This is a genomic window from Glycomyces niveus (assembly GCF_017592475.1).
In the GTDB taxonomy this organism is placed as follows: Bacteria; Actinomycetota; Actinomycetes; order Mycobacteriales; family Micromonosporaceae; genus Glycomyces; species Glycomyces niveus.
On sequence record NZ_JAGFNP010000011.1, the window covers coordinates 203,371 to 209,418 of the forward strand.

Annotated in this window: 6 protein-coding genes; all 6 read left to right on the forward strand. The window is 69.2% G+C overall.

Translation table 11 applies throughout. From position 1 onward, the window contains the following. Positions 1-19: 19 nt before the first annotated feature. The 6 genes from J5V16_RS18910 (at position 20) to secG (ending at position 5,776) form a co-directional block, all read left to right on the forward strand. On the forward strand, positions 20-937 hold the full coding sequence (locus J5V16_RS18910; protein ID WP_208498422.1) for a gluconeogenesis factor YvcK family protein: 918 nt from the start codon (positions 20-22) through the stop codon (positions 935-937). Positions 938-940: 3 nt separating this feature from the next. Continuing rightward, positions 941-1,927 (forward strand): DNA-binding protein WhiA, encoded by a 987-nt coding sequence (gene whiA / locus J5V16_RS18915; protein WP_208498423.1) that lies wholly within the window; start codon positions 941-943, stop codon positions 1,925-1,927. 283 nt (positions 1,928-2,210) lie between these two features. Beyond that, a complete protein-coding gene (gene gap / locus J5V16_RS18920; RefSeq protein ID WP_208498431.1) occupies positions 2,211-3,206 on the forward strand; it encodes a type I glyceraldehyde-3-phosphate dehydrogenase in 996 nt (331 codons plus the stop codon). Positions 3,207-3,213: 7 nt separating this feature from the next. Beyond that, positions 3,214-4,410, forward strand: a complete 1,197-nt coding sequence (locus J5V16_RS18925; RefSeq protein WP_208498433.1) for a phosphoglycerate kinase — start codon at positions 3,214-3,216, stop codon at positions 4,408-4,410. A 2-nt stretch (positions 4,411-4,412) separates the two neighbouring features. Then, on the forward strand, positions 4,413-5,198 hold the full coding sequence (gene tpiA, locus J5V16_RS18930) for a triose-phosphate isomerase (protein WP_208498434.1): 786 nt from the start codon (positions 4,413-4,415) through the stop codon (positions 5,196-5,198). 332 nt (positions 5,199-5,530) lie between these two features. Continuing rightward, positions 5,531-5,776 carry a preprotein translocase subunit SecG gene (secG, locus tag J5V16_RS18935; RefSeq protein WP_243901423.1) on the forward strand — a complete coding sequence of 82 codons (246 nt, stop codon included), beginning with the start codon at positions 5,531-5,533 and terminating at the stop codon, positions 5,774-5,776. Positions 5,777-6,048: the final 272 nt, after the last annotated feature.

Consider the following 6,048-nt stretch of genomic DNA (forward strand, 5'->3'; position numbering starts at 1 on the left):
CCATCCCCGAGGTGACCGCATGACCAGCGTCGTCGCGTTCGGCGGCGGGAGGGGCCTGTCCGCCTCGCTCCGCGCCCTCTCCAAGCTCGACCTCGACCTCACGGCCGTGGTCACCGTGGCCGACGACGGCGGCTCCACCGGCGACATCCGCGCCACCCGCCCGGTCCTGCCCCCCGGCGACCTGCGCAAGGCCCTCGTCGCCACCGCCGACCCCGACCGCTCCGAGACCGCGCGGCTCTTCTCCCACCGCTTCGGCGGCCAGGACTTCCTCACCGGCCACCCCGTCGGCAACGTCGTCCTCACCGGCCTCCTCGAACTCCACGCCAACCCCGTCGACGCCCTCGACTTCGCCGCCCGCCTCCTCGGCTCCCGCGCCCGCGTCCTCCCCATGTCCTGCACCCCGCTCGACATCGAGGCCGACCTCGCCGAAGGCCCCGGCACCCGCACGATCGTCGGCCAGCACGACATCGCCGTCGCCGACGGCAGCGTCAAGGACGTGCGCCTCCTCCCCGCCGCCGCCACCGCCTGCCCCGAGACACTGGACGCCGTCGCCGAGGCCGACTGGCACGTCTTCGGCCCCGGCTCCTGGTACACGTCCGTCATCCCGCACCTGCTCCTGCCCGACCTCCGCGAGGCCATCGGCGCCGCGAAGGCCCGCCGCATCGTGGTCCTCAACCTCTCCGAGGAGAAGGAGACGGACGGCCTGACACTCGCCGGTCACGTCGACACGCTGCGCCGATACGCCGAAGGTGTCCGGTTTCACTACGTAGTCTCAGGCGACACCCGAACCCTCGCCGATCCCGGATCGTTGAACAGTGCGGCACAATCGTTGGAGGCCCGGCTGGTCGCGGCGGACCTCGCCTCCGACGGCGTGACGCACGATGTCGCCGCGCTGGCTGCCGTATTGGGAAACCTGCTGGTCGAAGATGGTGGTTAACGAATGGCGATGACCTCGGAGGTCAAGGACGAACTCAGTCGCATCGAGGTGACGAAGTCCTGCTGCCAGCGCGCCGAACTGGGCGCGCTCTTCCGCTTCGCCGGGGGTCTCCACCTCGTCGGCCAGGGCAACGTCGTCGTCGAGGCCGAGGTCGACGCCGGGAACGTCGCCCGCCGCGCCAAGCGCATGATCGACAAGCTCTACCACTACGAGTCCGAGATCCACGTCCTCGTGGCCGCCGGGCTGCGCCGCAACAACCACTACCTGCTGCGCGTCATGGCCGACGGCCAGGCCTTCTCCAAGCAGATCGGCCTCACCGACCAGCGCGGCTACCCCGTCCGGGGCCTGCCCAACCACGTCGTCGGCGCCTACCCGTGCTGCGCCGAGGCCGCCTGGCGCGGGGCCTTCCTCGCGCGAGGCTCGCTCACCGAGCCCGGCCGCTCCTCCTCGCTCGAGGTCACCTGCCCCGGCCCCGAGTCCGCGCTCGCGCTCGTCGGGGCCGCCCGCCGCCTCGGCATCGCCGCCAAGTCCCGCGACGTGCGCGGGGTCGACCGCGTCGTCATCCGCGACGGCGACGCCATCGGCGAGCTCCTCACCCGCCTCGGCGCCCACTCCTCGGTCCTGACCTGGGAGGAGAGGCGCGTCCGCCGCGAAGTGCGCGCCACCGCCAACCGCCTCGCGAACTTCGACGACGCCAACCTGCGCCGCTCCGCGCGCGCCGCCGTCGCCGCCGCCGCGAAGGTCACCCGCGCCCTCGAGGTGCTCGGCGACGACGTCCCCGAGCACCTGGCCTCCGCCGGGCGCCTGCGCCTCGACCACCGCCAGGCCTCCCTCGAAGAGCTCGGCGCCCTCGCCGACCCGCCCCTGACCAAGGACGCCATCGCCGGGCGCATCCGCCGGCTCATCAACATGGCCGCCAAACGCGCCCAGGAGCACGGCATCCCCGGCCCCGACGACGTTGTCGCCGAAGAGGAAATGCTCGTCGCGTGAGGCCCGCGGGACCCGCCCGCCGCCCCGCGCGGAAACCCGCACCGGCGGGCGATCAACCGCTACGCTTAACCGCGATGTCACACCCCTGTTCCGGGTGTGACATGATCGGGGGGAACCGGCCGCGACAGGTTCAGGAACCGCAGCGGTAGGGTCAAAGAGTGCTCGGCGACGAGGCCGAACAGCGATCTGTTCCACCGTCGCTATTCGGCTGAACGGATCGCGTACGAGACCGCTCCCGGTCTCAGTCAGATATTCGATCCTGTTCAAGCGAGGAGATGGCCACGTGACCATCCGTGTGGGCGTCAACGGCTTCGGCCGCATTGGGCGCAACTTCTTCCGGGCGGTTCTCGCCTCTGGCGCCGACATCGAAATCGTCGCCTTCAACGACCTTGGCGACCTCAAGACCATCGCCAACCTGCTCAAGTACGACTCGATCCTCGGCCGCCTGCCGTACGAGGTCAAGGTCGGCGACGGTGAGATCACCGTCAACGGCAAGACCATCAAGGCGTTCTCCGAGCGCGACCCGAAGAACCTGCCCTGGGGCGAGGTCGGCGCGGACGTCGTCATCGAGTCCACCGGCTTCTTCACCGACGGCACGAAGGCCTCGGCCCACCTCGACGGCGGCGCCAAGAAGGTCATCATCTCCGCTCCGGCGAAGAACGAGGACATCACCATCGTGATGGGCGTCAACAACGACAAGTACGACGCCGAGAAGCACAACATCATCTCGAACGCCTCGTGCACCACCAACTGCCTGGCGCCGATGGCGAAGGTTCTCAACGAGTCCGTGGGCATCGAAAAGGGTCTGATGACCACGATCCACGCCTACACCCAGGACCAGATGCTCCAGGACGGCCCGCACAGCGACCCGCGTCGTGCCCGCGCCGCCGCCCTGAACGTGGTGCCCACCACCACCGGCGCCGCCAAGGCCGTCGGCGTGGTGCTGCCCGAGCTCAACGGCAAGCTCGACGGCTACTCGCTGCGCGTCCCGGTCCCGACCGGCTCGATCACGGACCTCACCTTCGAGGCCTCCCGCAACGTGACTGCCGAAGAGGTCAACGCCGCGCTCAAGGCCGCCGCCGAGGGCCCGCTCAAGGGCATCCTGTACTACACCGAGGACCCGATCGTCTCCAAGGACATCGAGACCGACCCGCACTCGTGCATCATCGACGGCCTCCTGACCAAGGTCATCGACAACCAGGTCAAGGTCTTCGGCTGGTACGACAACGAGTGGGGCTTCTCGAACCGCCTCGTGGACCTCGTCAAGCTGGTCGGCTAGCAGTCTCATGAAGACGCTGGACGAACTCCTGAAGGAGGGCGTCAACGGTCGGCGCGTACTCGTGCGCGCCGACCTCAACGTTCCTCTCGACGGCAAGAACATCACCGACGACGGCCGCATCCGCGCCGTCGCGCCCACCGTCAAGGCGCTGGCCGAGGCCGGCGCCCGCGTGGTGGTGTGCTCGCACCTGGGCCGCCCGAAGGGCGAGCCCGACCCCGCCTTCTCGCTGGCCCCCGTGGCGCAGCGCCTCGGCGAGGTCCTGGGCCGCGAGGTCGCCTTCGCGACCGACACCGTCGGGACGGACGCCGAGAACAAGGCCGTCGCCCAGGGCGACGGCGACGTCCTCCTGCTGGAGAACCTGCGCTTCAACAAGGGCGAGACCAGCAAGGACGACACCCAGCGGGCCGAGTTCGCCGGCCAGCTGGCCGCGTTCGGCGACGTGTACGTGGACGACGCCTTCGGCGCCGTGCACCGCAAGCACGCCTCCGTCTACGACGTCGCGCAGATCCTGCCGCACTACGCGGGCTGGCTCATCGCCAAAGAGGTCGAGGTCCTCTCGAAGCTCACCGGCAAGCCCGAGCAGCCGTACGTGGTGATCCTCGGCGGCGCGAAGGTCTCCGACAAGCTCGCGGTCATCGACAACCTGCTCGACAAGGTCGACACGCTCATCGTCGGCGGCGGCATGATGTTCACCTTCCTCGCGGCCCAGGGCTACGAGGTCGGGTCGTCGCTGCTCGAGAAGGACCAGGTCGAGACCTGCAGGTCCTACCTCGCGCGCGCCGCCGAACTCGGCGTCGAGCTCCTGCTGCCGGTCGACACGACCACCGCGGCCGAGTTCGCCGCCGACGCCGAGCCGCTCACCGTGGGCGTCGACGCGATCCCGGCCGACCGCATGGGCCTCGACATCGGCCCCGAGTCCGCGAAGCTCTTCGCCGACCGGATCGCCGCGGCCAAGACCGTGTTCTGGAACGGCCCCATGGGCGTCTTCGAGTTCCCCGACTACGCCGCCGGCACCAAGACCGTCGCGCAGGCGCTCGTGGACTCCGAGGCGTTCTCGGTGGTCGGCGGCGGCGACTCCGCCGCCGCTGTCCGCACCCTCGGCCTGCCCGAGGACGGTTTCGGCCACATCTCGACCGGCGGAGGGGCGAGCCTCGAGTACCTCGAGGGCAAGACCCTGCCCGGCCTGGACGCACTGGAGAATTGAAGATGACTGAGACCCGCAAGCCGCTCATCGCCGGCAACTGGAAGATGAACCTCAACCACCTCGAAGCGATCGCGCTGGTGCAGAAGCTGGCCTTCAGCCTCACCCGCGAGCAGCTCGAAGCGGTCGAGACCGTCGTCCTCCCGCCGTTCGTCGACATCCGCTCCGTGCAGACCCTCGTGGACGGCGACAAGCTGGCCATCGGCTTCGGCGCGCAGGACCTGTCGGCGCACCCGTCGGGGGCCTACACCGGCGAGATCGCCGGCTCGATGCTCGCGAAGCTCGGCTGCTCCTACGTGGCCGTCGGCCACTCCGAACGCCGCCAGTACCACGAAGAGGGCGACGAGCTGGTGGCCGCCAAGGTCCGCCAGGCGCTCAACAACGGCATCGGCCCGATCCTCTGCGTCGGCGAGGCCCTGGACGTGCGCGAGGCGGGCAACCACATCGAGCACTCCGTCAGCCAGCTGATCGCGGCGGTCGACGGCCTCACCGAGGAAGAGCTCGCCAAGGTCGTCGTGGCCTACGAGCCCGTCTGGGCGATCGGCACGGGCCGCACGGCCAGCGCCGAGGACGCCCAGGAGGTCATCGGGGCCCTGCGCCAGGCGCTCGCCGACAAGTTCGGCGCGGTGGCGGAGCGGGTCCGGATCCTCTACGGCGGTTCGGTGAAGTCCTCCAACGTAGCCCAGATCATGGCCAAGCCGGACATCGACGGCGCCCTGGTCGGCGGCGCGAGCCTCGACGCCGAGGAGTTCGCCAAGATCGTGCGCTTCCCGGAGCACGCTGGTGCGTAGGGAACGTGTGCTCAGTCCAGAGCACGCGGGGGCGTAACAGCTTCATAGCAAGACTGCCTGCAGCGCATCGAGCTGAGCGCTGCAGGACGCAGACAGGGCCGCCGTACAACGTCGTACGGCGGCTCCTTGCGGTTCGGCGACACTGTCTCGCGGTGACCGATGCATTGTCACCGCGAGGCGCGGCTCGGCGGGGCAAGATGCCCTGGAGCAGCCGATTGTCGTTGGCGGAGTCGAGGCCGAGTGACGTACGCATATGTCAAACGGCTAGACTCGGATCCGGCCCGCGCCCCATATCGGGCCGAAGTTGCTGAGAGGACACCCGATCACCGATGATGACGGTTCTGAGTTACGCCCTGTTGATCCTGCTGCTGCTCTCCAGCGCGGTCCTGATCCTCATGGTCCTGCTCCACAAGGGCAAGGGTGGCGGCCTGTCGAGCATGTTCGGCGGCGGCATGTCCTCTGTGGCGTCGGGCTCCTCGGTGGCGGAGAAGAACCTCACCCGCATCACGATCGGTGTGGGTGTCATCTGGTTCGCCTGCATCGTGGCCTTCGGCCTGCTGCTGCGCACGCTCGTGTAGCGCCTTTCCAAGCTTCCTCGGGAGGCCCCGACCGCAATGCGGTCGGGGCCTCCCTTTTTTGCGCGCCCCGCCCCCCGCCATGGGTTGCATACGCGATATACGATACTGAGTATTCGCTGCCCTCTCCACTGATTCGAGGTTGCATCCATGACCGTTCTGCATCTGAAAGGCGTGAGCCGGACCCACGGCTCGGGCGAGAACATCGTCCACGCCCTGATCGAGGCCGAGCTCACCATCGCGGCCGGTGAACTCGTCGCCATCATGGGCCCTTC